Origin of the sequence: Sulfitobacter sp. JL08, assembly GCF_003352045.1 — a bacterium.
GTDB lineage: Bacteria > Pseudomonadota > Alphaproteobacteria > Rhodobacterales > Rhodobacteraceae > JL08.
This window is the reverse complement of the sequence record NZ_CP025815.1, coordinates 3334778-3360601: the sequence shown is the minus strand read 5'-3', so window position 1 is coordinate 3360601 and position 25824 is coordinate 3334778. Positions and strand designations below refer to the sequence as shown.

The 25824-nt window shown below is 58.3% G+C and carries 26 protein-coding genes; 11 read left to right on the top strand and 15 right to left on the bottom strand.

The annotated features are described in order from the left end of the window. Positions 1-91 precede the first annotated feature (91 nt). Together C1J05_RS16570 and ilvD are read right to left on the bottom strand one after the other, a co-directional pair. Entirely contained in the window at positions 92-718 is a 627-nt protein-coding gene (locus tag C1J05_RS16570) for a hypothetical protein (RefSeq protein WP_114871213.1), read from the bottom strand. Further along, a complete protein-coding gene (ilvD, locus tag C1J05_RS16565; protein WP_114871212.1) occupies positions 699-2432 on the bottom strand; it encodes a dihydroxy-acid dehydratase in 1734 nt (577 codons plus the stop codon). Before ilvD ends, C1J05_RS16570 begins: the two co-directional genes overlap by 20 nt. A 182-nt stretch (positions 2433-2614) precedes the next feature. Between ilvD and C1J05_RS16560 the strand changes: the two genes are divergently transcribed. The 4 genes from C1J05_RS16560 to C1J05_RS16545 are packed head-to-tail and all read left to right on the top strand — an operon-like array spanning position 2615 to position 8889. Continuing rightward, positions 2615-5689: an ABC transporter transmembrane domain-containing protein gene (locus tag C1J05_RS16560; RefSeq protein WP_114871211.1), complete on the top strand. Its 3075-nt coding sequence runs from the start codon at positions 2615-2617 to the stop codon at positions 5687-5689. Between the two features lie 21 nt (positions 5690-5710). After that, on the top strand, positions 5711-6607 hold the full coding sequence (locus tag C1J05_RS16555; protein ID WP_433988631.1) for a lysostaphin resistance A-like protein: 897 nt from the start codon (positions 5711-5713) through the stop codon (positions 6605-6607). A 60-nt stretch (positions 6608-6667) separates the two neighbouring features. Then, on the top strand, positions 6668-7618 hold the full coding sequence (accD, locus tag C1J05_RS16550) for an acetyl-CoA carboxylase, carboxyltransferase subunit beta (RefSeq protein WP_114871209.1): 951 nt from the start codon (positions 6668-6670) through the stop codon (positions 7616-7618). Beyond that, the gene (locus C1J05_RS16545; RefSeq protein WP_114871208.1) at positions 7615-8889 is read left to right on the top strand and encodes a bifunctional folylpolyglutamate synthase/dihydrofolate synthase; all 1275 of its coding nucleotides are present in this window, start codon (positions 7615-7617) and stop codon (positions 8887-8889) included. Before accD ends, C1J05_RS16545 begins: the two co-directional genes overlap by 4 nt. A 9-nt stretch (positions 8890-8898) precedes the next feature. Here the strand turns inward: C1J05_RS16545 and zapE are convergent, their stop codons facing one another. Next, positions 8899-9963, bottom strand: coding sequence for a cell division protein ZapE (gene zapE, locus C1J05_RS16540; RefSeq protein WP_114871207.1), 1065 nt, complete (start codon positions 9961-9963; stop codon positions 8899-8901). A 156-nt stretch (positions 9964-10119) separates the two neighbouring features. On the opposite strand from zapE, the gene C1J05_RS16535 reads away from it, so the two are divergent. Further along, on the top strand, positions 10120-11361 hold the full coding sequence (locus tag C1J05_RS16535; protein WP_114871206.1) for an MFS transporter: 1242 nt from the start codon (positions 10120-10122) through the stop codon (positions 11359-11361). Positions 11362-11372: 11 nt separating this feature from the next. On the opposite strand, the gene C1J05_RS16530 is transcribed toward C1J05_RS16535, so the two are convergent. The 7 genes from C1J05_RS16530 to mbfA all read right to left on the bottom strand — a co-directional run bounded on the left by C1J05_RS16530 (position 11373) and on the right by mbfA (position 17287). Continuing rightward, on the bottom strand, positions 11373-12311 hold the full coding sequence (locus tag C1J05_RS16530; protein ID WP_114872398.1) for an alpha/beta fold hydrolase: 939 nt from the start codon (positions 12309-12311) through the stop codon (positions 11373-11375). Further along, positions 12308-13225 (bottom strand): ornithine cyclodeaminase family protein, encoded by a 918-nt coding sequence (locus C1J05_RS16525; RefSeq protein WP_114871205.1) that lies wholly within the window; start codon positions 13223-13225, stop codon positions 12308-12310. Before C1J05_RS16525 ends, C1J05_RS16530 begins: the two co-directional genes overlap by 4 nt. A 1-nt stretch (position 13226) precedes the next feature. Then, positions 13227-13847, bottom strand: coding sequence for an HAD family hydrolase (locus C1J05_RS16520; protein WP_114872397.1), 621 nt, complete (start codon positions 13845-13847; stop codon positions 13227-13229). A 37-nt stretch (positions 13848-13884) separates the two neighbouring features. Beyond that, on the bottom strand, positions 13885-14343 hold the full coding sequence (locus tag C1J05_RS16515; RefSeq protein WP_114872396.1) for a YaiI/YqxD family protein: 459 nt from the start codon (positions 14341-14343) through the stop codon (positions 13885-13887). Positions 14344-14414: 71 nt separating this feature from the next. Then, complete coding sequence (gene fghA / locus C1J05_RS16510; RefSeq protein ID WP_114871204.1) at positions 14415-15248, bottom strand: S-formylglutathione hydrolase; 834 nt, start codon at positions 15246-15248, stop codon at positions 14415-14417. 95 nt (positions 15249-15343) lie between these two features. Then, the gene (locus C1J05_RS16505) at positions 15344-16270 is read right to left on the bottom strand and encodes an AEC family transporter (protein WP_114871203.1); all 927 of its coding nucleotides are present in this window, start codon (positions 16268-16270) and stop codon (positions 15344-15346) included. 42 nt (positions 16271-16312) lie between these two features. After that, positions 16313-17287, bottom strand: coding sequence for an iron exporter MbfA (gene mbfA / locus C1J05_RS16500; RefSeq protein ID WP_114871202.1), 975 nt, complete (start codon positions 17285-17287; stop codon positions 16313-16315). Between the two features lie 135 nt (positions 17288-17422). Between mbfA and C1J05_RS16495 the strand changes: the two genes are divergently transcribed. After that, positions 17423-18040 (top strand): TetR/AcrR family transcriptional regulator, encoded by a 618-nt coding sequence (locus C1J05_RS16495; protein WP_114871201.1) that lies wholly within the window; start codon positions 17423-17425, stop codon positions 18038-18040. A gap of 3 nt (positions 18041-18043) precedes the next feature. Here the strand turns inward: C1J05_RS16495 and C1J05_RS16490 are convergent, their stop codons facing one another. Beyond that, positions 18044-18751, bottom strand: a complete 708-nt coding sequence (locus tag C1J05_RS16490; RefSeq protein ID WP_302622780.1) for an NYN domain-containing protein — start codon at positions 18749-18751, stop codon at positions 18044-18046. Next, positions 18748-19860, bottom strand: coding sequence for an S-(hydroxymethyl)glutathione dehydrogenase/class III alcohol dehydrogenase (locus C1J05_RS16485; protein WP_114871200.1), 1113 nt, complete (start codon positions 19858-19860; stop codon positions 18748-18750). The genes C1J05_RS16490 and C1J05_RS16485 overlap by 4 nt, the downstream gene beginning before the upstream one ends. Positions 19861-20057: 197 nt before the next feature. On the opposite strand from C1J05_RS16485, the gene C1J05_RS16480 reads away from it, so the two are divergent. Beyond that, positions 20058-21716 (top strand): Y-family DNA polymerase, encoded by a 1659-nt coding sequence (locus C1J05_RS16480; protein WP_114871199.1) that lies wholly within the window; start codon positions 20058-20060, stop codon positions 21714-21716. A gap of 3 nt (positions 21717-21719) precedes the next feature. Here the strand turns inward: C1J05_RS16480 and C1J05_RS16475 are convergent, their stop codons facing one another. Together C1J05_RS16475 and C1J05_RS16470 are read right to left on the bottom strand one after the other, a co-directional pair. After that, positions 21720-22832 (bottom strand): class II histone deacetylase, encoded by a 1113-nt coding sequence (locus tag C1J05_RS16475; RefSeq protein WP_114871198.1) that lies wholly within the window; start codon positions 22830-22832, stop codon positions 21720-21722. Positions 22833-22870: 38 nt separating this feature from the next. Next, positions 22871-23110, bottom strand: coding sequence for a hypothetical protein (locus tag C1J05_RS16470; RefSeq protein ID WP_114871197.1), 240 nt, complete (start codon positions 23108-23110; stop codon positions 22871-22873). 106 nt (positions 23111-23216) lie between these two features. Between C1J05_RS16470 and C1J05_RS16465 the strand changes: the two genes are divergently transcribed. From C1J05_RS16465 to C1J05_RS21935, 3 genes are all read left to right on the top strand, one after another. Next, on the top strand, positions 23217-23942 hold the full coding sequence (locus tag C1J05_RS16465) for a M48 family metallopeptidase (RefSeq protein ID WP_114872394.1): 726 nt from the start codon (positions 23217-23219) through the stop codon (positions 23940-23942). Positions 23943-24080: 138 nt separating this feature from the next. Then, positions 24081-24335 (top strand): DUF6455 family protein, encoded by a 255-nt coding sequence (locus C1J05_RS16460; RefSeq protein ID WP_114871196.1) that lies wholly within the window; start codon positions 24081-24083, stop codon positions 24333-24335. Positions 24336-24420: 85 nt separating this feature from the next. Next, entirely contained in the window at positions 24421-24708 is a 288-nt protein-coding gene (locus C1J05_RS21935) for a DUF6455 family protein (protein WP_114871195.1), read from the top strand. Here C1J05_RS21935 and C1J05_RS16450 read toward each other — a convergent pair. Next, positions 24703-24945: a CDGSH iron-sulfur domain-containing protein gene (locus C1J05_RS16450; protein ID WP_114871194.1), complete on the bottom strand. Its 243-nt coding sequence runs from the start codon at positions 24943-24945 to the stop codon at positions 24703-24705. The genes C1J05_RS21935 and C1J05_RS16450 overlap by 6 nt on opposite strands. A gap of 178 nt (positions 24946-25123) precedes the next feature. Between C1J05_RS16450 and C1J05_RS16445 the strand changes: the two genes are divergently transcribed. Beyond that, the gene (locus C1J05_RS16445; protein ID WP_114872393.1) at positions 25124-25708 is read left to right on the top strand and encodes a PA14 domain-containing protein; all 585 of its coding nucleotides are present in this window, start codon (positions 25124-25126) and stop codon (positions 25706-25708) included. The last annotated feature ends 116 nt before the right edge of the window (positions 25709-25824 follow it).

The window sequence follows — 25824 nt, the reverse complement described above, 5'->3', positions numbered from 1 at the left end:
TGTCTTATTGCCTTTTGCCGATGACTTGTCAGCACTTAACGGAACGTTTCCGGCCAAATAAACCGACAATTGTTCAATCTGCGCGTTTTGTTCAGTTTGTGTTGCTGGATACGGGTGTCGGCGCTGCAATGCGCTGGTTGGCCGAGTTGGATTTCGTTTGCGTGGCAAGCGCGTTCAGAATGGCTGCGCCCCTGGGGCCGCTGGCCTTGCCGTCGACCGGTGCGTAAAGGGCAAGCCCGACCATGACATCATTCACCAGAAACGCGCCGCGCCAATGCGTGTCGCTAAAGCCTTGCAAACCGGTTTCGCCACGGGACTGAACCAGCGCAACGCCTTTTTGATCTTTCGCCTGAAGCACCTGCGCATTGTCCAGAACTGAAACAAGGTCAGCGGCGCGTGGCGCTGGTGTGCCCGCTTTCTGGGTGACGACAGTTGCGGTAATCAACGCCAGGGGCACATTTGCAGTCCTGCCTGCCCCGCCCAGCGTGTCGCAGCGTGCGATCAGCGCAAAACCGGGCTTCAGCGATCCGGCATCAATGCAATAGCCCGGCGGCGCCGTCAGGGCGATGGCCCCGTCGCCCATTACAGCGGCGCGCAAAGCCGAGTCGGGTTGCGGCGGTGTCGTTGACAAAAATCCCATTTCCGAGGCTGGAACACAGGCCGCCAGCGCAAGACTGGCGGCCAGAACCAGACCGCGATCAAAGGTCCATATAGACATGCTTTTCGGCCTTGCCGCCTGGATGGGTCACTGCGCCTTTGTAGGTTTCACCAACCAGTTGGGCGTATTTCCAAAGTGCGCCGCTGGCGTAGATCGTGTCACGCGGGCCTTTCCAGTCGGCTTTGCGCGCGGCCAGTTCTTCGTCGCTCAGTGCAACTGTCAGTGCGCCGTTGGGCGCATCGATCGTGATCATGTCACCATCTTTGAGCAGGGCAATCGGCCCGCCATGCGCCGCCTCGGGGCCGACATGGCCCACGCAAAAGCCACGTGTCGCGCCAGAGAACCGCCCGTCTGTGATCAGCGCAACCTTTTTGCCCATGCCCTGGCCGGACAAGGCAGCGGTTGTGGCCAGCATTTCACGCATGCCGGGGCCGCCTGCAGGGCCTTCATTGCGGATGACCAGCACTTCGCCTTCCTTGTAGGTGCGTGCCTTGACGGCTTCGAACGCGTCTTCTTCACATTCGAACACGCGGGCGGGGCCGGTGAACACGATTTCTTCGTCCGACATGCCGGCAATCTTCACAATCGCACCGCCGGGGGCCAGATTGCCTTTGAGGCCGACGACGCCGCCGGTTTTGCTGATCGGCTTTTCAACCGGATAGATCACGCGGCCATCCGCCTCGCGGTCGATCTTGTCCAGTTCCTCGCCCATCGAATAACCGGTTACGGTCATGCAGTCTTCGTGGATCAGGCCAGCCTTGCGCAATTGCTTCATGACCACGGGAACACCGCCCGCTTCGTACATGTCCTTGGCCACATATTGGCCACCCGGTTTCAGATCGACGAAATAGGGCGTGTCGCGGAAAATCTCGCACACGTCATCCAGAAAGAAATCGATCCCGGCTTCGTGCGCCATGGCAGGCAGGTGCAGACCGGCATTGGTTGATCCGCCGGTACAGGCCACGATGCGGGCGGCGTTTTCCAAAGATTTGCGGGTGACGATGTCGCGCGCGCGAATGTTTTTCTCAAGCAGGTTCATCACAGCCTCGCCCGAGGCGATCGCATACTGGTCGCGCGATTCATAGGGCGCGGGCGCGCCGGCGCTGTTGGGCAGGGCAAGGCCGATTGCTTCGGATACGCAGGCCATCGTGTTGGCCGTGAACTGGCCACCGCACGCGCCCGCCGACGGGCAGGCAACACGTTCCAGAACCGCCAGCTGTTCATCCGAATAGTTGCCGGCCTGATGCTGGCCGACCGCTTCGAATACATCCTGAACGGTGACATCTTTGCCGTCCAGACGGCCCGGCAGGATTGAGCCGCCGTAGATGAACACCGACGGCACGTTCAGACGGATCATCGCCATCATCATGCCGGGCAGCGATTTGTCGCAGCCCGCAAGGCCGACAATCGCATCGTAACAATGGCCGCGCATGGTCAGTTCCACGGTGTCGGCAATCGCTTCGCGGCTGGCAAGGGAAGAGCGCATGCCCTCATGGCCCATTGCGATCCCGTCTGTCACCGTGATTGTCGTAAACTCGCGCGGTGTACCGCTGCCAGTTTTCACGCCCAGCTTCACAGCCTGTGCCTGACGGTTCAGCGCAATGTTACAAGGGGCCGCTTCGTTCCAGCACGTGGCAACGCCAACCAGAGGCTGATGGATTTCCTCGTCGCCCAATCCCATTGCATAATAATACGACCGATGCGGCGCGCGCGCCGGTCCTTCTGTCACGTGACGGCTGGGCAGGCGGGATTTATCGAAGTGGCGCTTTTGCATGTTGGGGACTCCCTGAAAACTGGTTTTTATCGGAATACCCAAGGGTCCGGACCACCGCAAGGCCATTGCCTTGTTCCGGCACGATCCTTGCAATGGGCGTCTGTGATCGCTAACTCACTATTCCGGCACTGGTTCTGTAAAACTGATCAAGAGTCCGGCGCACCCAGATCGGAGTTGGCCTGATGGATCGTACCTTGTTCGCGTTTATCTGGAAGTATTCCAAACGTGACCAGATCATTCTTTTGCTAGTAACGCTGCTGACCTTTCCGTTTCTTTACGCGACCCTGGAATTACCCAAGCGGATCATCAACGATGCGATCGGTGCCACGTTCAGCACCTTTGATGCATACGGCGTGGAACTGACCCAGGTCGAGTTTCTGCTGCTTTTGTGTTTTGCGTTTCTTGCGGCGGTTCTGGCGCACGGATTGCTGAAAATGCGATTGAACACGATGAAAGGCGTCTTGTCCGAACGCCTGTTGCGCCGGTTCCGCTATCAATTGATCAGCCGAATCCTGCGCTTTCCCCGGCCGTATTTCCGGCGCACATCCCAAGGCGAACTAGTGTCCATGATCACATCCGAAGCCGAACCGATGGGCGGGCTGATGGGGGATGCGGTGGCGCAACCGGTGTTTCAGGCGGGCCAGATGCTGACGATTCTGTTTTTCCTTTTTGTCCAAAGTTTCTGGTTCGGGTTGGCCTCTGTTGCCCTGATCCCCTTGCAGGCATGGCTTATTCCGATGCTGCAACGCCAGATCAACCAGTTGAACAAGGCGCGCATCGGAGAAGTGCGGCATCTGGCGTCCGAAATCGGGGAAAGCGCGGCCGGCATCGGTGATTTGCGGATCAACGGCGGCTGGCGATACCGTCTGGCCGGATTTACGGACAGGTTGGGCCGTCTGTTCGATATCCGGTTTCAGATCTATCAGAAAAAATTCTTTATGAAGTTTCTGAACAACTTCATCACGCAGTTGACGCCGTTCTTTTTCTTTTCTGTCGGTGGGTACCTTGTGATCAAGGGTGAAATCACGGTGGGCGCCCTTGTTGCGGCTTTGGCGGCTTACAAGGATCTGTCCGCACCCTGGCGCGAGCTGTTGTTGTATTACAATCAGGTGCAGGACATGTCCCTGCGCTGGCTGTTGATTGCAGAACGGTTTGCTCCCAAGGGCATGATTGATGAATCGCTTTTTGTTGGCCGTCCGGACGAAATTCCGCGGCTCTCCGGTGCGATCTCTCTCAAGGATGTTACGGTGCGAGACGGGGACGGGAACCCGGTGCTGGAAGATATCAATCTGGATATTCCCGCGCATGCCCGCGTGGCCGTCAAATCGTCAAGCCAGGTCGAACGAACGGCTTTTGCCGAATTGCTGACGCGCGAAGTGATTCCATCGCGCGGCAAAGTGATGATCGGCGATCAGGACCTGAACGAATTTCATCAGGCCGTGATTGCGGCGCGGATCGGTTATGCCCATTCTCAGCCCTATTTGTTCGATGGCACATTGGGGGAAAACCTGCTGATGCCCCTGAACGTGATGCCGCATGGCTTTGCCTTCGCGGATGAAAAGAAGGAATCCGAGGCAAAGCGTACAGGCAACAGCGTTGACCCGTTCGAGGCCGACTGGCTTGATCCTTCCCTTGCAGGCCTGTCCAGCCCGGACGAAATCGGTGCGTGGTGGTTCAAACTGGTTGAAACGATGGGGCTGGACGATGGCATGTTCCGTCGTAGCGTGCGGTCCACATTTGATCCCGAACGACATCCCGATCTGGCAAAGGCGGTGGTAGATCTGCGGCCCGTCGTGGCTGAGCGGTTGAAAGAGGCCGATCTGGATCAATACGTTTACCATTTCGATCCCGACAGTTTTAATCCGTCGATCCCGCTTGGGGGCAATCTTATGTTTGCGTCCCCGTTGCAGGATATCAGCCAGACCGGGCTTGCTGCGAACACCAAATTCATGACGCTTGTGGATGAACAGGGGCTTGCAAACGACGGCATCGCGATTTCTCAGGCTGTGATCGACACTCTGGATCAGACCTTTGGCAGGGACGGCACCGATCACCCCCTGTTCCGGATGCTGGGGATCGAGGAAGACCTGTACGAAACACTGATCCAGATTGCCGAAAAGCGCCGCACGCAGGGGGCAGAAAGCCTGACCGCAGAAGAAAACGCGCTTATGCTGACGGTTCCTTTCGCGTTGACCGCGGAACAGATCGGCCCAAGTTTTCCGGATCGCTACAAGCGCAAGATTGTCGAAATTCGCAAGACACGCGCCGCCGCCCTGCGCGAACAGGTTCAGGATATTTTTGTCGAGATTTCACCCGATACATACCTGCCGCGCCTGACGTTGATGGAAAACGCGCTTTACGGGCGGATATCGCGCGTTGCAGGGGCCTATGCGGAAGAAATCGAAGATGTTGTCGCCACCGTCCTTCTGGAAAACGGACTGAAGCGCAAAGTGTCTGAAACGATCTATGATCTGGAAACGGGTCTGGGCGGCGCCAATCTGCCCAAGGTCATTCAGGAACGCGCCGCGTTCAGTCGCGCCGGCATTAAACGCCCGGACATCCTGATCTTGGATCGCGCGCTGGCCAGCCACGATGACAAAAGCCGCGTTACCACCCGCGAAAAGTTGCGCGAACTGCTGCCCGATACAACACAGATTTTCATGGAAGCGGAATTCAGAAACCCCGACAGCTACGATATTTTCGTCGAGATAAAGAACGGGCGGATCGGGACGGTTTCGGACCATGATTCAAGTTTTGACACTCTTGCCGGTTCAGATGATTTGCAACGCAAACAGCGCATCATCGCCAATACCGAACTGTTTTCCCGTCTGGATCGAAAAAACCAACGCCTGTTGGCGTTCAGTGCGCAATGGTACGAGGCCAAGGCGGGACAGCGTATTTTTTCGGTCGGACAAAGGGCAGACGCCGCGTATCTGTGTTTGTCGGGTACAGCGGAATTGCACTGGCCCGAAAGCGATGGCAGCAAAAGGCCGATTTCAACGGTTCTGCCGGGGCGCGTGATCGGCGATCTGGCGATCGTACTGAACGAGCCGCGTACCCTTGACCTGATCGCAGTGACAGATGCGAGGTTCCTGCGTATCGGCGCACAGGAATACCGCGCAGTCATCGAAAGTGACCCGGCGGTGGCGATGAACCTGCTACAGACAGTTGCAGGACATTTGAATGGCGCAGCGGAACGGTTGCGCCATGCGGGCATCAGCCCCGAAGACGAGGCCGAACGAACAGAGGCGCGGTAAACCAAGGCACCGATGAACATCTTGCAGTTATCATACGCGCGCCATGAATGGCTGGTTGCGCCGGCGCGAGCCCAGTCAGAGCTTTGGCGGCTGGTCTTGGGGCTTGCGCTGGGCGCCTTCGTCATGACGGGTTTGAACATCTTGTTTCTGACAGGTGTCGAAACCGCGATGCCGCCTGAAAAAATGGGTGATTTTCTGGAAGGGATGCAAACCGCAACGACGCCGCTGACGGCGCTGGTGTCGCTCGCAAGCTTCGGGTTCATGACGGCAGGTGTCTGCGCTGCTGCCTTTGTCATGCACGGACGTGCGCCTTCGGGCCTGATTGGCCCGTGGCGGATCGCACATGCTGATTTCTGGGCGGTGCTGAAGGCGCTGGTAATCCTGAATGCTGTTATCCTGATCTTGCCACCCTGGGGCATGGACCAGCCTTTGGTGCCAAACCTGCCCGTTGGAACATGGGTTGCACTGCTTCCACTTTCTCTGGCTGTGGTGCTGATCCAGACCAGTGCCGAAGAAATCCTGTTTCGCGGATATGTACAGCAGCAACTGGCCGCACGGTTCAAAAGCCCGTGGATATGGATGGTTTTGCCATCTGCCCTGTTCGGGCTGGCCCACTATGTTCCAGCCGAAACAGGTGCGAATGCAGGGCTTATTGCGCTTTGGGCGGCGTGTTTCGGGCTGCTGATGGCAGACCTGACGGCCAGATCAGGCACATTGGGTCCGGCCATCGCGGTGCATTTTGTCACCAATGTATCGGCGTTGCTGTTTACGTCCCTGCCGGACACCCTGTCGGGGCTTTCGCTTTATACCGTTCCGTTTTCTATGGCGGACGAGGCGGCATTGCGGGTTTGGCTCCCGGTTGATTTTGCGATTATGATCGTGTCGTGGCTTGCAGCACGACTGGCTTTGCGGCGCTGATTGCATTTATTGGCGCAGGGCCTTATCTGAATTCCGACACAGGCCAGACAAGGCAGAGAAATGAACTGGATTACAAACTACGTCCGGCCACGGATCAATTCGATTTTTTCGCGGCGCGAAACGCCCGAAAACCTTTGGCATAAATGCGATGAATGCGGATCGATGCTGTTTCATCGGGAATTGTCCGACAATCTGAATGTCTGCACCAATTGCGGCCACCACATGGCGATTTCGCCGCGGGACCGTTTTGACAGATTGTTCGATGGCGGCATTTACAGCGAAGTCTCTGTGCCGGCGCCCAAGGTTGACCCGCTGCAGTTTCGTGATCAGAAAAAATATCCGGACCGGATGAAGGCGGCGCAAAAGGCGACCGGTGAAAAAGAAGCGATGCTTGTTGCATCCGGAGAAATCGGCCGGACCCCGATTGTGGCTGCGGCGCAGGATTTTTCCTTTATGGCGGGCTCTATGGGTATGTATGTGGGCAATGCCATCATTGCGGCTGCCGAACAGGCGGTGAAACTGAAACGTCCCCTGATCCTGTTTTCTGCGGCAGGCGGCGCGCGTATGCAGGAAGGTATCCTGTCCCTGATGCAGATGCCGCGTACGACAGTTGCAGTGCAGATGCTGAAAGAGGCGGGATTGCCCTATATCGTGGTGCTGACCCATCCCACTACCGGGGGTGTGACCGCGTCTTATGCGATGCTGGGCGACGTGCATATCGCTGAACCCAACGCGTTGATCTGCTTTGCCGGGCCACGCGTGATTGAACAGACCATTCGTGAAAAACTGCCTGACGGGTTCCAGCGCGCGGAATATCTGCTGGATCACGGCATGCTGGATCGCGTGACATCGCGCACCGAACTGCGCGAAGAACTGATCACGATCACCCGCATGCTTTTGGGGCTGACACCGGCAATCAAAGGTGATCTGCCCGCGCCGGATGCGCCTGATGCGCCGGATAGCAAGGGCAAGGATGCGCCAGAAAAACCCAAGGCTGACAAAGCGAAATGAACGCTGACAGTTCGGACATCATCCTGCAACGGATGATGGCGCTTCACCCAAAAATCATGGATTTGACGCTGGATCGCATGTGGCGCCTGCTTGTCGCGCTGGATAATCCGCAGGAAAAACTGCCACCTGTCATTCATGTGGCGGGGACCAATGGCAAAGGCTCCACGCTGGCCATGATTCGCGCCGGTATGGAAGGCGCGGGTCTGTCGGCGCATGTTTATACCTCGCCGCATCTGGCCCGGTTCCACGAACGCATCAGGCTGGCAGGCAATCTGATTTCCGAGCCTGATCTGACGGTTGCGCTGGATGAATGTTACGCCGCCAACAACGGCGAAATGATTACCTATTTCGAAATCACAACCTGTGCCGCCTTGCTGGCATTTTCGCGTGTTCCAGCTGATTATACCCTGCTTGAGGTTGGATTGGGCGGGCGGCTGGATGCCACCAACGTGATTGCAAATCCGGCACTTACCATCATCACACCGGTTTCGATGGATCACGAACAGTATCTGGGCGATACGATTGCCAAAATCGCCTTTGAAAAGGCCGGGATCATCAAACGCGGAGTGCCGTGTGTTGTCGGGCCGCAAACGGAAGACGCGCTTGGCGTGATCGAGGATGTCGCCGCGCGCAAGGGGGCACCGCTTCTGGTTTACGGCCAGCACTGGCATGTCGCGCGCGAAAGGGACAGATTGATCTATCAGGATGAAACGGGCCTGCGTGATTTGCCGCTGCCCAATCTTCTGGGCAAGCACCAGATCGAAAACGCGGGTGCTGCGCTGGCGGCGTTGCGCCATCTTGATCTGGGCGATGCCGCCTGCGAGGCAGCTGTGACCAACGCATATTGGCCGGCGCGGATGCAGCGCCTGACGGATGGCCCGCTTTCGCGTGTCGCACCCAATGCCGAGCTTTGGCTTGATGGCGGTCACAATCCCGCCGCCGGTCATGCCATTGCCGATCTGCTGTCAGGCTTGCCGCCACGTCCGACTTACCTGATTTGCGGGATGCTGAACACCAAGGACATAGCAGGTTATTTGCGCCCCATGGCGGCACAGGCTGAAACCCTGATTGCGGTTTCCATCCCGGGTGAGGCGAATACACTGGATGCTAAAGATACGGCAGAGGTGGCAACTCGGGTCGGCATGACGGCGAAAACCGCGATGTCTGTCAAAGACGCGCTGACCCAGATCGCGCAGCAGGATCCCGAGGCGCGCGTGGTGATTTGCGGGTCATTGTATCTGGCGGGTTCGGTTCTGCGCGAAAACGGCTAGGTCAACGCTTCAGCGGCCCCAGTCTTCGGCCTGCATTTCGCGCAACCGAGAGGCTGTGCGTTCAAATTCAAACGTGCCTTCGCCTTCGACATAAAGCAATTCCGGTTCGGCGGCCGCGGAGCACACCAGCCGCACTCCGGCCTCGTATAATGCATCGATCAATGTGACGAACCGCTTGGCCTCGTTGAAATTGGATCGTGACAGGCGCGGGATGTCTTCAAGCACCAGCACTTTGGCGGTTTCCGCCAGCGCCAGATAATCGGCTGCTCCCAATGGTTTGCCGCACAGATCGTAAAACGTGGCGCGGGCCACGCCATTGCGGAACGCAGGTATTTCAACCTCGCGGCCTTTGACGTGCAGTGTCAGGGGGGTGGCGGGGCCGCCCGTCAGATCCTGCCACACGGCGCTGATCGCGGCACGGGCTTCGGTGTTGATCGGTGTGAAATAGACCTGCGCCCCTTCCAGACGGTTCTGGCGGTAATCGGTCGGGCTGGACAATTCCCATACCACCATCTTGTCTTTCAGAAGCTCGATAAAAGGCAGAAACAACTGCCGGTTCAGACCGTCCTTGTAAAGATCATCCGGCACGCGGTTGGACGTGGTGACAATCACAACCCCTGCCGCGAACAGCGCCTCGAACAGGCGCCCGACGATCATGGCATCGGTGATATCGGTAATCTGCATCTCATCGAACGCCAGCAGCCGGACCTGTGCTGCAACATCCGCTGCAACCGGCGCAATCGCGTCTTCCACGCCGGATTTTCGGGCAACATGCATAGCAGCGTGAATTTCCTGCATGAAGGCATGGAAATGGACCCGCCGCACGGCGATATCAGCGTCTTGCAGAGTTTCCACAAACAAATCCATCAGCATGGATTTGCCGCGCCCGACACCGCCCCAGATATAAAGACCTTTTGGCGGTGGCGGTGCCTTTTTGAACAGGCTCTTGCGCACCGGTTCGGCCAGCGCGGCGCGCATACGTTCGAATTCGGGCAACACGGCCTCTTGCGCTGGATCGGCGTGTAAAGTGCCGTCCGCGATTTTGGCTGCATAATGATCCTGAACGCGCGTCATCAGATCGGGATAACGTGGCGGTGGACAATTGGAAAGTGTGTGTTCGGCGCGCCGCAAAAGAGAGTCATTAGAATTTCTGATGTGAAACGGCAAATTTATTGATTTGACCGCTGCACGCCAAACAACAAAGCTGCCCAAAGCGAGCAGGAGCATGACATGCAGACCAGTGCACGGTTATTCAATCCGGTTCTGATTGTCGGCTGCGTCATTATCATCGTGAGTTTCGGCATCAGGGCGACATTCGGTGTTTTCCAGATTCCCGTGGCCGCGGAACTGGGTTGGCTGCGCACCGAGTTTTCGCTTGCCATCGCGATCCAGAATCTGGCGTGGGGTATCGGGCAGCCGATATTCGGTGCGATCGCCGAAAAGATCGGTGACAAACGCGCCATCGTGATCGGGGCGCTGGTTTATGCTTTGGGTCTGGTGCTGACCGCCTTTTCCACATCGCCGCTGGGCCACCAGATCTATGCCTGGCTGATCGGATTCGGTATCGCGGGGACCGGGTTCGGGGTTATTCTGGCCGTTGTCGGGCGGGCGGCCACGGATGAAAACCGTTCCATGTCGCTTGCGATTGCGGCGGCGGCAGGCAGTTTCGGGCAGATCGTCGGGCCGCCGGGGGCGGAATGGCTGCTTGGCCTGATGTCATGGCAGACAACGTTTATCGTGTTTTCCGGCCTGATCCTTGCGACACTGTTCACCTTGCCGTTTTTAAGCGCGCCCCAACCCGTGAACAAGGCCGAGATTGAGCGATCAATGGGTGCGGTTCTGGGGCAGGCGTTTCGCGATCCGTCTTATATCCTGATTTTTGTAGGGTTCTTCAGTTGCGGGTATCAGGTGGCATTCATCACGGCGCATTTCCCTGCCTTTGTCACGGAACTCTGCGGCCCGATCGAACCGGGCGGGATGCTGTATTCCATGGGGATCACAACCACATCGGCGCTGGGCGCGATTTCGATTTCGTTGATCGGTGCGGCCAATATCGTGGGAACTCTTATGGCAGGGTGGGCCGGCAGCCGCTTGCCCAAGAAATATCTTCTGGCCGGTATTTACGTTGGGCGTACGATTGTTGCGGCTGTGTTTATCATGTTTCCGATCACGCCACTGACAGTCATCGTTTTTTCAGTGACGATGGGCATGTTGTGGCTGGCCACGGTGCCGCTGACATCCGGGCTTGTCGCCTATATTTACGGGGTTCGGTACATGGGCACGCTTTATGGGTTTGTGTTTCTCAGCCACCAGATCGGTAGTTTTCTGGGGGTCTGGCTGGGCGGACGATTGTATGACGTGTACGGGGATTACACACTTGTCTGGTGGATCGGTGTTGGCGTCGGCGCCTTCAGCGCCATCGTTCACCTGCCGATCAGGGAAAAGCCTGTTCACGACCTTCAGTCAGCCTGATTTCTGATCCGTCAGGACAGCCCTTCGCGTAACACATCGCTCATCGCGGCCAGAACAGCATCTGTATGGGTGTAAGTCAGGCCATGGCCGGCATCTTCAATCACTTCCTGACGGGCGTTCCTGCTCCACTCGGTCAGTTTTCCGACGGCACTTAGCGGGATGACATCATCGTGGCGGCCCCACACTGCCAGAACCGGAATACCGGCTGAATGAATGATGCGATGTTCGTCTTCAAGCGGTACGGCCAGAATGCCACGTAGACTGCTCAGGACGGCAGGTACAAAGCCCTGATATTTCAATTCCGCCTTTTGAAGGGTCGTTATATTCTCAACTGAACTGGGCAGATTCTTTTCCGTGTTCACGCCTTTGCGGTGGAAATATGGAAACAGCGCAAGCATCAGCCATTCGCCCGCGATCCGGGTGCGGACACAAAAATCGTACAATCTGTTCCGAATAATGGCGATGCCAGCAGGGGCAATCAGGATCAGGTGCCGGATATTTTCAGGGTGACTGGCGGTAAAGGACGCAACGATCGCTCCGCCCATGGAATAGCCCAACAGTGTAATGTCGTCGCTGACCGCCTGATCTTCCAGAAGATCTTCCAGTTGTGTGTTGAAGAATTGGCCGGTTTGAAGCCCGGGGGGGCGATCCGAATACCCGCGCCCGTAAAGATCGTAGATCAACACGCGATACCCCATCAAAGCAAGGCCCCGCCCCATACCACGCCACACATAGGACGGTGTTGTCAGCCCGTGTACACAGACGGCCACCGGACCGCGGACAGGGCCCAGCCATTCATAATGTGTGACACCTTGGGATAGTGTAACAAAGCGTCCCGGGGCGGCCTTGCGTTCCTCCGGGCCCATTTTGCGGCACATTTCCTCGCGGGCGAAAGGCAGTGCGACAAGTGCCCCCAGAATGATCAGCAGCACGCCCCAGAAGAAAATCATGCAGCGGCCATCCATTTTTCCAGAATGTAGCGGCTTGTCATCAGGTCCAGATGTGCGCCGCCACCGTTCTTGAAAAGGGTGATATCGTCTTCTGATGTGCGCTTGAACGCGCCCATGTCGTAATAGTCGGCCACCAGATCGGATTTCGTGATCACACCGGCCTCGATCGGGATTTTCAACTCTCCGATGTGGCCGATTGTCGTGTCATAGCTGTCTACAAAAATCCGGGCGCGCTTCAGCGCGGTATCATCCGCTTCGCGCATGTCCGGGCGGTAGGCTCCGATCATGTTCAGGTGCTGGCCCGGTTGCAGCCACTCACCCTTGATCAGCGGGGTTGTGGACATCGTCGCCGTCACGATGATGTCTGCGCGGCGCACGGCATCCTCCAGATCGGTGACAACTGTCAGGTTCGGCAAATCTGCGGCCATGGCTTGCGCAGTCGCGGTCGTGCGGTTCCATATCTCGAACCTTGCGTCCTTAAAGGCGGGGCCAAAGGCGGCGTGAACCGAACGGCCCACTGTGCCCGCGCCAACGATCAGGATTGTCTTGCTGTCGGCGCGCGCCAGTTTTTGGGCGGCCAGCAGGCTGTCCCCGACAGTTTTCCATTTTGTCACCAGATGGAAATCGATCAGCGCCTCTAGCATGCCTGTTTCATCGGCATAAAGACAGACAGCGCCATTGATCATCGGCCTGCCTTGCGCGGGGTTGTCAGGATAGATGGTGGCGGATTTCACGGCGACGCCCATGCCGTCGATCCACGCGGCGCGCGACAGCAACGTGTCCTTGCCCCGATAGAGAAACGTATCGCCGATATCGGCCTTTGGCAGCTTATGGCCCTGTTCCAGAGCGAGCGCCAGTTCCGACCAGTCCAGCAGGGCATCGCCGGCCTCGAAAGGGATTTGTGTCAGGGTCATCTTATGCGGCCTCCCTTGGGGTCAATAATCCATGGCTGACAAGCGCATCAGCCCAGCCTTGCGGGCCATCGAACAAATGCGTCTGCCATCCGCGCGATGCAGCCATCGTGATGTTGTCGGTCCGGTCATCGGCGAACAGCAGCGCAGAAGGCTCTATGCCACAATCCGCTTCTACCATCCGGTAGATTTCGGGATCCGGTTTGATCACCTTCATGTGGCCCGAAATATACTGGCGGTCGAATTCCGTCAGAAACGGATATTGCGTGGCTGCGTAATCAAAGCTCTGGATGCCGAAATTGGTCAGGGAAAACACCGGAATACCTTTGGCGCGCAGTGCCGATTTAAGACGTACCGAATGATCAATCGCGGGCGAGGCCAGTTCTATCCAGTGATCGTGCCACATCCTAATTTCAGTGCGCCATTCCGGGTATTCTTCGGCGGTGGCATAAATGGTTTCGGTAAAGTGCCCGCCCAGATCAACCCTGTCGTTCATGCCGTGCAGGTCCACTTCGGCGAACATGGCTTGGCGGCGGTCGGCGCCGATCACGCGATCGTAAAACCGTTCCGGTTGCCATTCGATCAACACGTTTCCGATGTCAAAGATCACCGCTTTTGGTTGCATTTCCGTCCTGCTTTCAAGGGTCGCCATGGCGATTGTGTCATGCGGGTCCGCCCCGCGCTGCGGCGCGTAATTCGCGTTCCAGCGCCTCCAGAAAACGGGAGCGGTCGGCCTTTGTAAAGCCTTTCCCGCCGCCTGCGCGAAACGGATCGGCGGCGCGCAAATCGGCCATCAGATCCCGCGTGGCCAGCACGTTGCCTATGTTGGCCTGTGTCAGCGCTTCGCCATTGTGTTTCAGAACACGCGCCCCGGCCTCGACGCATTTGGCGGCCAGCGGGATGTCTCCGGTGATAACCACATCGCCTGCGCCGCAGCGATCGGCAATCCACATGTCGGCGACATCGGGGCCGGCATCAACAATGATGTTCTGAACCAGCGGGTTTTGCGACGGGCGCAGGCCGCCATTGGATACAAAAAAAACCTGCATGCCGTGGCGTGTCGCAACTTTTTCGGCTTCGGCTTTCACCGGGCAGGCATCGGCATCCACATAGATGGCCATATTGTTCAGTGCTCCGTTTTTTGCGGCGTCAACATCCGTTGAACAGGTCAACAGCGTGTATTCAGTAACCTTCAGGCGGCGTAAAGCGCCTGTGCGTGAAACGCCATGTGATCTTCCATGAACGTCGATACGAAGAAATAACTGTGGTCATAGCCTTTCTGCATCCGCAATGTCGCTTCTTGCCGACGTTCCGCGCAGGCGGCGGCAAATGCCTCTGGTTTCAGAAGATCGATGAACTGGTCGTCGGTGCCGGTATCAATCAGGATAGGGCCGTCAAATCCTGTCTTTTGCATCAACAGCGTTGCGTCATGATCTGCCCAAAGGCTGTGATCTTTGCCCAGATAGGCCGACAATTGTTTGCGGCCCCAATCGCTGGCTGTCGGATTGCAGATTGGCGCAAAGGCAGAAACAGAGCGGAACCGCCCGGGCAGGCCCATCGCAAGGGTCAATGCGCCGTGGCCGCCCATGGAATGGCCGGTAATGGCCTGACGGTCCATATCGACGGCGAAATGTTCGCCGATCAGCGCGGGAAGTTCCTGTGCGATATAGCTGTGCATCTGGAAATGGGGTGCCCAAGGGTCTTGGGTCGCGTCCACGTAAAACCCGGCCCCCTTGCCAAGATCATACGCCTCGTCGTCCGCCACATCCTCGCCCCGCGGCGAGGTGTCGGGAAACACCAGCGCGATGCCCTGTTCGGCGGCCCAGGTTTGCGCGCCCGCCTTGACCATTGCGTTTTCATGGGTGCACGTCAGGCCCGACAGGTACCACAACACTGGCACCGGCCCGTCCGCGGCCTCTTCCGGCAGGAACAGTCCGAATGTCATGTCGCAGGCGCAGACATCGGATGTGTGGGTGTAAACACCTTGGCGGCCGTTAAAGCACCGGTTTTCTGATACAGTTTTCATCCTGTCATCCCTTTCTGTGTTCCCCTATCGCTATCGGGTGATGTGCGATGCAGCAAGGGTTGAACGGCAGGTCATTGCCGCCCAAACGCAGGTTTTCAGGGCGCAACCCATGCAATCACGGCCGAAACGGTGACGATGCTGACGGCGGTCGACAGAAGAATGGCTGCCGAAACACGGTGCGGCGCAACGCCGTAATGCTGCGCCAGAATATAGACATTTCCGGCCACGGGCAGGGCCGCAGCCGAGATGACAACAGCGGCCGAATAGGCATCGATCGGAAAGATAAACAGGACGGCAACGGCCACGAATGCCGGGTGCAGCACCAGTTTGCAAAAGGTCAGCCATGCTGCAACTTCGATGCGTTCGGCGGATTTGGACGCCAGAGATGCACCGATGGCAAACAGCGCGCCCGGGGTTGCGGCGCCACCGAGTATGGCCAGAAAATCGTTCATCGGGGCGGGGATCGGAAGCGAAAAGGACGACCACAAAAGACCCAGTACAATCGATACGATCATCGGATTCTTGATCAGGCCGACACCGATTGTGCGAAAGATGCCAAGGCTCATGCGGCCATCGCGCCCGCCGGTGATAAGAATCACGATCAGGCTTGAAAACACGATCAGATCAACCGCCAAGACAAGCATGACCGGACCTGCCGCGTCCGGGCCTAAAAGCAGAACCAGCATGGGAATGCCCAGAAAGCCGACATTGCCGATCACGGCGCATTGCGCCTCGATCGCGGCGGTTTCAATGTTCAGGCGACGGATAAACGCCACCATGGTGGCAATTCCGTAGACAAAGGCCGTGGCCCACAGGTATCCCGCGATCAGCTTGCCGTTAAAGACCTCGGACAGGGACAGGTTTGCGGCAAATCTGAACAACATGGCCGACAGTGCAAAATAAAACACGAATTTGGTCAGATAGGCGGTGGCTTCCTCGGTGAAGAACCGCGTTTTTCCGGCCCAGAATCCCAACCCGATCAGTGCAAAAAACGGCAATGTTTTCAGAAATATCTCGACCATGGGTCATGCAGTATATTTTGCGTGCTCCGCCTGCAAGCCCGCCTAGCCGCTGCCGATCAGCACACCTGCGGCAAAGACCAGCGCGCCCCCCAGAACCACCTGAAACGCAGCACGGAAAAACGGGGTATCCATGTACTTGTTCTGGATCCATGCAATTGCCCACAGCTCGATAAACACGACGATGCAGGCGATGATGGTCGCCGTCCAGAAATCCGGAATCAGATAGGGCAGGGCGTGGCCCAGCCCGCCGACCGTTGTCATGATACCCGACGCAAACCCGCGTTTCAAAGGAGAGCCGCGCCCCGACAGTTCACCGTCATCAGACGCAGCTTCGGTGAACCCCATTGAAATACCGGCGCCCACAGACGCCGCCAGCCCGACCAGAAAGGTTGTCCAGGTGTCCTGGGTGGCAAAGGCCACGGCAAAGATCGGGGCCAGCGTGGATACCGATCCGTCCATCAGCCCCGCAAGGCCCGGTTGCACCCATGTCAGAATGAACTGGCGCTTGGCGGTCGCATCTTCGCTGTCGCGTGCATCGCCCCCCAGATGTTTGTCTTCCAGTTCTCCGGCGACTGTCTGATGGCCTGCTTCGGCAGCGGCCAGATCGCCCAGCAGTTTGCGCGTGGCGGCATCCTGTGTTTTTGCGGCGGCATTCAGATAAAACCGTTCCGCATCGCGTTCCATCGCTTCGGCTTCGGCGCGGATGCGCTCCAGCCCCAGGTTTTCAACCAACCAGACGGGCCGCCGTGTATAATATCCTGCAACATGTTCGCGCCGGATCAACGGGATGGTCGATCCAAACCGTTTTTCATGCAATGCGATCAGGCGGGCGCGGTGCCCGTCTTCTTCCTTGGCCATGCCGTCAAAGACGGCGGCACTGTCAGGGAAATCAGCGCGCAGGGTTTCCGCGTAGCCGCGATAGATTTGCGCATCGTCTTCTTCGGACGAAATCGCCAAAGCGATGATTTCCTGTTCGGACAGGTCCGAAAAACGTTTGCGCTGCGATAGGAACCGCATGGTTCGCTCCTGTAATTTAGAATTGTTCTAATGTTATTCCGCTGCGAATTCGGGTCAAGTGCGAAATCAATTTTGAGGTGTTGTTGAAAGTGAACCCGTCAGTTTAAACTGTCAGCTACCAAAGAAGGGGATACCATGGGTGAAGCCGTCGATATTGTGCGCAAGGGCCGCAAATACGATCAGGTCGTTGCAGGGGCACGGCAGGTGTTTATGGCCGATGGTTTCGAAGGCGCCAGTGTAGATGACATCGCCAAAGCTGCCGGTGTGTCAAAGGCCACGCTTTACAGCTATTTTCCCGATAAACGGCTGCTGTTCATGGAGGTGGCCACGATCGAATGTGACCGGATGGCAAATGAAGCTGTCGAACAGATCGAGGCCAGCAAGGAGCCGCGTGCGGCGCTGACTGTTGCCGCATCAAAGCTGGTGCCCTTCCTGCTGTCGGATTTCTCGCAAAGTGTGTTTCGCATTTGTGTTGCCGAGCGCGACAGGTTTCCCGAACTTGGTCGCGCATTCTATGCCGCCGGCCCCAAAATGGGGCATGACCGGTTGGCGGAATACATGCGCGGCGCTGTCGAGCGCGGAGAACTGGACATCGAAGATGTCGGCATGGCGGCCGACCAGTTTTCCGAATTGTGCAAGGCAAAGCTGTGGATACGGGCGGTGTTCGGGATCCAGTCAGAGTTTTCAAAGGCGGAAATCGCGCAAGTTATTGAAAATGCGGTAGACACGTTTCTGGCGCGGTACGGGGTCTGAAGGCTAGGTTTTGGTCCGTATTTTCAACGTGTTGTCGATTTCCTTGACTTCGAATGTGCCTGCTTTGCGGGCAAGTGTGCTTAGGTTGGGGCATCCATAGGCACGTGGATCAAATGACGGGTCATTTGCGTTTAACTGTTTTCCCACCTGACCCAGCGGCACCCAGCCGCCATCGGCGCCCGCGGCTTCGATGGCAGATCTCAAAAGTGGCCGGGCCTTGGATGGCGGGTTGCTTTTCTCTTTTTCCGTTGCTGCCTGCTCGTCCGTGGCAACCAGATTTTCAACCAGAATGAATTTTTTGTACGCTTTTCGCAAAGCGGCAGGGGTTTTGCTTTCGCCAATTCCAAAAACATCAATTCCCTGCTCGCGGATACGACTAGCCAGTCTGGTAAAATCGCTGTCGGACGAGATGATCACGAAGCCGTCGAAGCGACCGGAATGCAGGATATCCATGGCATCAATGACCAATGCTATGTCCGAGGCGTTTCTTTTGGTCGCGCCGGCAAATTGCTGATGGGGAATAATGGCGTGTGATGCCAGTATTTCCTTGGTCCAGCCTTGCGGGCCGCCGCCCTGAAAGTCACCATAGATACGGCGGATGCTGGCTTCGCCCATCGATGCGATCTCAAGAAAGATCGCATCTGCGTGTTTCGCCGACATATTGTCAGCGTCGATCAGCACGGCCAGAAGCGGTGTATCGCGCAGGCTCAAAACTCTACGACCGCCCTTATGCTTTCGCCCTTGTGCATCAGCTCGAACCCTTCGTTGATCTGGTCCAGTGTCAGCTTGTGGGTGATCATCGGGTCGATCTCGATTTTGCCGCTCATGTACCAATCAACGATTTTCGGCACATCGGTGCGCCCCTTGGCGCCGCCAAAGGCGGTGCCGCGCCAAACGCGGCCCGTGACCAGTTGGAAGGGGCGGGTCGAGATTTCGGCACCCGCGGGGGCCACGCCGATGATGATGCTTTCTCCCCAGCCCTTGTGCGCCGCCTCGAGCGCGGTGCGCATGACGGTTGTGTTGCCGGTGGCATCAAACGTGTAATCGGCACCGCCACCTGTCAGTTCGACCAGATGCGCAACCAGATCGCCCTTGACCTTGGTGGGGTTCACAAAGTCGGTCATGCCGAAATAGGTGCCGACCTTGGCCTTGTCGTCGTTCAGATCGACACCCACCACCTGATCGGCCCCGGCAAGGCGCAGGCCCTGAATGACGTTCAGGCCAATGCCGCCCAGTCCGAAAACCACACAACGTGCGCCGATTTCGACCTTGGCCGTATTGATCACCGCGCCGATACCCGTGGTGACACCGCAGCCGATGTAACAGATCTTGTCGAATGGCGCGTCCTTGCGCACTTTGGCCAGCGCAATTTCCGGCACGACGGTGTGGTTGGCAAAGGTCGAACAGCCCATGTAGTGGTGGATCGGTGTGCCATCCAGCATCGAAAACCGCGTGGTGCCATCGGGCAGCAGGCCCTGGCCCTGCGTGACCCGGATTTTCTGGCAAAGATTGGTCTTGCCCGACAGGCAGTATTCGCATTCGCGGCACTCGGGCGTGTAAAGCGGGATCACGTGATCGCCCGGTTCCAATGTGGTGACGCCTTCGCCCACTTCCAGCACAACACCGGCACCTTCGTGGCCCAGAATCGCGGGGAATATCCCTTCGGGGTCATCGCCAGAACGGGTGAATTCATCGGTGTGGCACAGGCCGGTGGCCTTGATTTCAACCAGAACCTCGCCCTTGCGCGGGCCTTCAAGGTTCACTTCCATTATCTCAAGCGGTTTGCCGGCTTCCACGGCAACGGCGGCACGGGTGCGCATGTTGTATCCTCCCCTTTTTCTGTTGTGGCGACCCTGTGACAAACGCGGCGGTATTTCAACTGTTTGCTTCCGGAAAATAACCCAAGCGGCAGTTTTCTGTTGGTTCTGGCGGGGTGGGTTGTGCGCCGGCTGGCCTCGACTCGGGGGGCGACTCGCTCTAGATAGAATGAGAACAAAAATAGAACATTTGTGATCTGATGCCGCAATCCCGTGTCCTGTCCCTGTGGTTTCCGCGCCTTGGTGCGGAACGGCTGATGCGCCGTGCGCGCGGGCTGTGGGATATGCCATTGGCGGTGGTGACCGAAACGCAGAACATGCAGGTTCTGTCTTCGCTGAACGGGCAGGCGTTGCAGGCGGGCCTGAAGGTGGGGCAGCCGGTGCGCGATGCCCATGCCATGTGTCTGGGGCTGATCACGCGGTTGCAGGATCGCGAGGCCGAAGCTGCCTTTCTGACTGTTTTGCGGCGTTGGGCCGGAAAATTCAGCCCGTGGGTCGCTGAACACCCGCCCGATGGTCTGGTGATCGATCTGACAGGGTGTGCGCATCTGTTTGGCGGGGAAACGGCGCTGTTGCAGGTGGTTCAGGATGATTGCGCCGATCTGGGATTGCATGTGCGGTGCGGTATAGCAGACACATTGGGGGCCGCCTGGGCGCTTGCACGTTATGCAGGGCAGGCCACCGGATCACATCGCAGCGGCGATGCCATCGACCAGGAGGCGCGCGCGACCCGTTCGCGGGCCGGAAAGCGGCGGCACTGGACCAAAGGCGGGGCGGCACCGGCAGGCGCGCCGGCGCTGCTGGCCGGATCTGGGTGCATTGCGCCCCCCGGCCAGAATTACAGCGCGCTCAGCCCGCTTCCGGTTGCCGCACTCAGGCTGGACGGGGACACCACCGCGCAATTGTCGCATCTGGGGCTGCGCCGGGTCGGCGATCTGTTGGGCCAGCCGCGTGCCGGTCTGGCGCGCAGGTTCGGGCGCGGGCTGGTGTTGCGGCTGGATCAGGCGATGGGCAGCGCCCCGGAGCCGATTTCACCGGCACGCGCGCCGGATCATTTTGCCGTGCGCCTGACACTGCCTGATCCCATCGGGCTGATGGATGATCTTGTTGCGGGGCTGGACAGGGTGTTGCCGCGGTTGTGCGATCATTTGAAGGCAAAGGAACGCGGTGCGCGTGTGGTGCGCTTACAGGTATTCCGGGCCGATCAGGGGGTGCAATCGGTCGAAGTTGCGCTGGCGCGGGCTTCGTCCAGCCCCGACCGTATCCGCCCGCTGCTGGTGATGAAACTGGACCGGATAGAGGCCGGTTTCGGGATCGATATGTTGCGCATTGAGGCGCTGCAAACCGAGGCGCTGCACAATCGCACGGCGGTGGGCCATCTTGAGGCGGGGCGCGCTGTGAACGCGCGTTTGGCGGCCAACACCGCGCTGGATGATCTGATCGGGCGGATCGGGGCGCGGGTCGGGCTTGACGCGATCACGCGCTTGCACCCCGCGGCAAGCCATATTCCGGAAAAAACCCAAAAGATCATGGCGGCGGCATGGTCTGCCGCTGATACGAACTGGCCCGATCAGGGGCCGCGCCGTCCGGTGCTGATGTGGCGCCCCGAACCCGTGCGCGCACCGGACCAGCCTGCGGTTCCGGCGACGTTTCGATGGCGCGGGCGCACGCTGCATCTGGCCTGTGCCACCGGGCCGGAACGGATCGCGCCGGAATGGTGGCTGGATGATCCCGACTGGCGCAGCGGAGTGCGCGATTACTGGGTTGTCACCACCCGGAATGGGGAACGGTTATGGCTGTTCTACGGGCATGGCGGCACGATGTCGGCCGGCTGGTTCTGTCAGGGCAGTTTCGCCTGACGTTTATCCGGCCAGCCCCAGTTGCCGCGCCATATCCGACACCTGTTCGCGCAGAAACGCATCAAAGCGCGCAGAGGGTTGGCGCACATCGAAGGTCTTTGCCAGCGGATCCGGTGCGGTGCGTTTGCTGTCTGACAAGGCTTCGAGTGTGGCATGGGCGCAGAACGGCACGTACACTTCCGAATATCCGCCCTCATGCACCAGAACAAGACGCCCGTTGCACAGGGCTTCGGCGGCATCCCTGATCCGCAATGTCATCTGCCTGAACGTGTCAGCCGTGGCCAGCATCCGCGCCATCGGATCAATTGCCGATGCATCAAAACCGCAGGCCACGATGATGATATCGGGCTGGAACCGGTCCAGTGCGGGGCGCACGATTTCGTCCATCGCCGCCAGATAGGCGGTGTGGCCGGTGCCGGCGGGCAGCGGCACATTGATGTTATACCCGTCACCCGCGCCGGTGCCGCGATCGGCGATCGCCCCGGTATCCAGCGGGTAATTGCCTTCCTGATGCAGGCTGATTGTCAGCACATCGTCGCGATCAAAGAAAATCGCTTCGGTCCCATTGCCGTGGTGCACATCCCAATCCAGCACGGCAAATTTCTGCCCCAGCCCCTTGGCGCGTGCCGCTTCGATTGCGATGGCGATGTTGGCCAGCAGGCAGAACCCGTTGGGATAATCGGGCAGGCAATGATGCCCCGGCGGGCGCGACAGGGCATAGGCATTGTCAATCTCGCCGCGCAGAACGGACTCGACCGCGGCAACGGACAAACCGGCAGACAGGGCGGCGATGTCGTATCCGCCTTTGGCAAACGGTGTGCGCAGACCCAGCTCGCCACCACCCGCGTCCGACAGGGTTTTGAATTCATCAATGTAGTGCGCCGGATGCACCCGCAGCAGATCGTCCCGGCTGGCCGGTTGCGCGCCGCGCATGTCCAGATCTTGCGTGATGCCCGTCACTTCCATCAGATTTTTCAGGCGGCGCTTGGTTTCCGGGTTTTCCGGTATGCCGCCTGCCGCCAGCGGTTGCACCAGATCGCCCACCGGCAGCGTGTAGGCATAATTGCCCCCGCCGTGCCAGAAACACCGTTCATCCCAGAAAAATCCTGTGCTCATCTTAACCTCATGCCATTGATCGTTTCGGATATGCCGTGTCAGCCCCGTTTTGGCATCGAACGGTACACACCTTCCGGCAAATTCAACGCGGCAGCAAGATCGCGCACCTGCACATGTGACAAGGTGATGCGCCTGACCGTGTCGTGGCGCGGATCAAACTGTTCGATGGTCACGCATTCTTCGAACGCGTGTACGGCAACGTCTTCCTGCAAGGGGGCGGCACCTTCGTCCACAAGGGTGATCACGGTGGCGTCAAATTCGTGCTCGATGGAAAACATGGCGCACCTTTCTGTGTGTCAAACGGAAGCGTCGACCGTGTTATCAGGACTGGCGGCCAATGCAACGCGTGCTAAAATAAGCAGAACTGATTGGTGGACTGAATCGATGCGTAGATGGCTGATGTCTTTGGGGGTTCTGGCAACCCTCGCCGCGTGCGGCGAGGTGGTCGTGACAACCAATACACCCACATCCCAGACACAGCAGGCACAACCTGCCGCGCCGGTCGCGCCTGCACTAAGTGCGGATGCGGCCGGGCGCACATTTGCGCGCGTGGTCGGCACGGTTGAACCGGTGGCCGAACGGGAATGCCGCGCGCGCACCCGCGGGGTGAATTGCGATTTCAGGATTGTCGTGGATGATCGCCCGGGGCAACCCTCTAACGCCTTCCAGACACTGGATAAAAACGGCAGGCCCGTGGTGGCATTCACGATTGCGCTGATCCGGGATGCGCGCAACGCGGACGAGCTTGCCTTTGTGCTTGGGCATGAAACGGCCCACCATATCGCAGGCCATCTGGCGCGCCAGCGCGACAATGCGATGGCCGGTGCCGTGATTTTCGCCGGGCTGGCCACGTTAACAGGTGCCGATCCGGCCAGCGTTCAGACGGCGCAGGATCTGGGCGCCACCGTGGGCGCACGCAGCTATTCAAAGGAATTCGAACTTGAGGCCGACGCGCTGGGCACGATCATCACGGCCCGTGCTGGCTATGATCCACTGCGCGGTGCTCTGTTCTTTACCCGCATTCCCGACCCGGGAGACCGCTTTTTGGGCACACATCCGCCGAATGCAGCACGGATCGAAACGGTTCGCCGGACGGCCGCACAGCTATAATTCCCTTAAAATTGCACAAAATTGCGACGCTGGTGCCCCGCCGGCGGGTACCATCCTTGATCTGAGTCAAGGCGCGTTACCGCGCGGTTCTCTTAGTATGGGTCTTAATGTAAGGTCCACAACAGGGGCGAAACGCCAATGCAACACGAAAACGTATTGAAACGACACGCGGCCTTGGTCGATCATATGGCCACAGCGCGCGGTGTTGATCTGGAAGAGGCCACGATGCGTGGCGACGTTCAGATAGAAGAGATCAGCGACGCGGTATTGCGGTGCACGGGATGCTCCAATCCTGATCATTGCGATCAGTGGCTGGCACAGCAGGAGGGGGTCGCGGACAAATCCCCCAGCTATTGCCGCAACACCGATCTGATCGAACGACTGCTGCCCTAACCCATTCTCCTTATGAGGCTGGCGCTGGCGTCAGGCGCTGGGGCGTCTGAGTTGGCGGAGCTTTGGATAAAGAAGAAACCCGGATATGACGAACATTCTTAAACTTGGACATCCGGAGCGCCATTTCTGGCTGACCCGGTCTGTCGCCCGTGTGATGGGGCTGAATCTGAGTGAGTGTATTCATTCCGGTCATCTGAGCGCACAGGATTACAGTGCGATGGTTACACACTGCCGTACCTGCGCGCATGCCGATGCCTGCGAACGCTGGCTGGCCCGGCAATTCGACGAGTCCGAGACCGGACCCAAAGACTGTGTCAACGCAGACATCCTTTGCCAACTCCGGCAGAAAACAAGCCGCAGGCGACCCTCATAGCTTTGAATGTGAACCGTCGCACAATGGCGATTTGGTCGAATGTTTGCACCCACAGAAAAACGCCTTTTTGTCTGCGTCGGCCTCGTATTTGATCGGGGTGATGGTGGTATCTTTGTGCGATCCGTCACAAAACGGCTGTTTTGACGATTTGCCGCAGGCGCACCAGAAATAGGTTTTTCCGGCGATCACTTCGACAGCATAGGGTGCCTTTTGGGCGATAATAGGGGCGTCAGACATGGGATACCTCTTGTTTGATGATTCCAATCTAGCGGAGCACCGAAAAAATGACAGTCTCGTGTCCGTGAATTCGATCTACTTGTCAGCGTTTTCGCCGCGCCGTAGGATCAGGGGCAATAGAGATTTAAAGGCCGGCACGGATCAATCCGCTGCCGTGTCGAAAAATGGGGAGAACGAAATGAAGATCAGGTTGATCGGGGCCATTGCCGCCCTGTCCATGTTATGTGCCACTATAAGTCTGGCAGGGTCGGTCACATTGACACCCGCCGATCCGCAACCCGCCAGACTGAAGGAAGGGCTGGCGGTGAATTACGGGTATCCCTCCAACAAGATCAGAACGCTGGTGGACGCTTCGGCGGCAATCAACAGCAGCGGCAAGCGGGGCAAACCGCTGGCCGGGCTATCCTACCCGAATACAACCGAAGGCGATCTGGTGATGACGGCGCGGCGTGAATATCAGGTGGCGGCGGATATCAACGGCTATATCAAATTCGATGCACCCGGCAGCTATGATATCGATTTCCTGACCAATGACGGCCTACAGGTCTGGATCGGCGGCCAGCAGGTGGCGCTTTATGATGGCATTCACGGATGCGAAACCACCCGCGTGACAACCGTAGATGTGCCCGAGGCCGGCTGGTACGAGCTCAAGGCGCTGTATTTCCAGAAAGAAGGCACATCCTGCCTGATGATGCGCATGGGATCCGGCGGCGGCGGCGCGCTGGCGCAGGTGCCAAATGGGGCGTTTGGCTACAAGAAGTAGGGATATTTGATCTTACAGGGATCATTTTTCCAGAGCCCGCCTAGTAATAGGCGGGCTTTTTGCTGCGAGAAACCGCAAGGGTGGAACCTGTTTCCAGTGAAACTAGTGGATACTCA

Coding starts and splice junctions, on each gene's coding strand:
- C1J05_RS16570 (WP_114871213.1), bottom strand. CDS start 718: ATGTCTATATGGACCTTTGATCGCGGTCTGGTTCTGGCCGCCAGTCTT.
- ilvD (WP_114871212.1), bottom strand. CDS start 2,432: ATGCAAAAGCGCCACTTCGATAAATCCCGCCTGCCCAGCCGTCACGTG.
- C1J05_RS16560 (WP_114871211.1), top strand. CDS start 2,615: ATGGATCGTACCTTGTTCGCGTTTATCTGGAAGTATTCCAAACGTGAC.
- accD (WP_114871209.1), top strand. CDS start 6,668: ATGAACTGGATTACAAACTACGTCCGGCCACGGATCAATTCGATTTTT.
- C1J05_RS16545 (WP_114871208.1), top strand. CDS start 7,615: ATGAACGCTGACAGTTCGGACATCATCCTGCAACGGATGATGGCGCTT.
- zapE (WP_114871207.1), bottom strand. CDS start 9,963: ATGACGCGCGTTCAGGATCATTATGCAGCCAAAATCGCGGACGGCACT.
- C1J05_RS16535 (WP_114871206.1), top strand. CDS start 10,120: ATGCAGACCAGTGCACGGTTATTCAATCCGGTTCTGATTGTCGGCTGC.
- C1J05_RS16530 (WP_114872398.1), bottom strand. CDS start 12,311: ATGATTTTCTTCTGGGGCGTGCTGCTGATCATTCTGGGGGCACTTGTC.
- C1J05_RS16525 (WP_114871205.1), bottom strand. CDS start 13,225: ATGACCCTGACACAAATCCCTTTCGAGGCCGGCGATGCCCTGCTGGAC.
- C1J05_RS16520 (WP_114872397.1), bottom strand. CDS start 13,847: ATGCAACCAAAAGCGGTGATCTTTGACATCGGAAACGTGTTGATCGAA.
- C1J05_RS16515 (WP_114872396.1), bottom strand. CDS start 14,343: ATGGCCATCTATGTGGATGCCGATGCCTGCCCGGTGAAAGCCGAAGCC.
- fghA (WP_114871204.1), bottom strand. CDS start 15,248: ATGAAAACTGTATCAGAAAACCGGTGCTTTAACGGCCGCCAAGGTGTT.
- C1J05_RS16505 (WP_114871203.1), bottom strand. CDS start 16,270: ATGGTCGAGATATTTCTGAAAACATTGCCGTTTTTTGCACTGATCGGG.
- mbfA (WP_114871202.1), bottom strand. CDS start 17,287: ATGCGGTTCCTATCGCAGCGCAAACGTTTTTCGGACCTGTCCGAACAG.
- C1J05_RS16495 (WP_114871201.1), top strand. CDS start 17,423: ATGGGTGAAGCCGTCGATATTGTGCGCAAGGGCCGCAAATACGATCAG.
- C1J05_RS16485 (WP_114871200.1), bottom strand. CDS start 19,860: ATGCGCACCCGTGCCGCCGTTGCCGTGGAAGCCGGCAAACCGCTTGAG.
- C1J05_RS16480 (WP_114871199.1), top strand. CDS start 20,058: ATGCCGCAATCCCGTGTCCTGTCCCTGTGGTTTCCGCGCCTTGGTGCG.
- C1J05_RS16475 (WP_114871198.1), bottom strand. CDS start 22,832: ATGAGCACAGGATTTTTCTGGGATGAACGGTGTTTCTGGCACGGCGGG.
- C1J05_RS16470 (WP_114871197.1), bottom strand. CDS start 23,110: ATGTTTTCCATCGAGCACGAATTTGACGCCACCGTGATCACCCTTGTG.
- C1J05_RS16465 (WP_114872394.1), top strand. CDS start 23,217: ATGCGTAGATGGCTGATGTCTTTGGGGGTTCTGGCAACCCTCGCCGCG.
- C1J05_RS16460 (WP_114871196.1), top strand. CDS start 24,081: ATGCAACACGAAAACGTATTGAAACGACACGCGGCCTTGGTCGATCAT.
- C1J05_RS21935 (WP_114871195.1), top strand. CDS start 24,421: ATGACGAACATTCTTAAACTTGGACATCCGGAGCGCCATTTCTGGCTG.
- C1J05_RS16450 (WP_114871194.1), bottom strand. CDS start 24,945: ATGTCTGACGCCCCTATTATCGCCCAAAAGGCACCCTATGCTGTCGAA.
- C1J05_RS16445 (WP_114872393.1), top strand. CDS start 25,124: ATGAAGATCAGGTTGATCGGGGCCATTGCCGCCCTGTCCATGTTATGT.